Annotated in this window: 1 protein-coding gene; it reads right to left on the bottom strand. The window is 45.1% G+C overall.

All coding sequences use genetic code 11. The features are described 5' to 3' along the window. On the bottom strand, window positions 1–213 hold a 213-nt coding region (locus AB4512_RS24875; RefSeq protein ID WP_372176135.1), incomplete at both ends, for a VCBS domain-containing protein.

Raw genomic sequence — 213 nt, 5'->3', positions numbered from 1 at the left:
GTACTACTATCGGTGCATCATTATTACCGTGCACAACTACGGATACACTTTTCGAGACATGACTACCATCAGTAGATACAGCCTCAACTGTAAAGTGCTCCCAATACTCGTCACCGTCTCCTAGTTTTGTTGCTTTGTTCTGGTCAACGTCATAATGCCATTGTCCATCTGCACTTAGGTGGAACGTACCATACTGGCCATTAAGGCCTGTTG

The sequence above is a fragment of the Vibrio sp. 10N.222.52.B7 genome, from assembly GCF_041474275.1.
Lineage (GTDB): Bacteria > Pseudomonadota > Gammaproteobacteria > Enterobacterales > Vibrionaceae > Vibrio > Vibrio crassostreae_C.
This window is presented reverse-complemented; position numbering and strand designations above follow the sequence as displayed.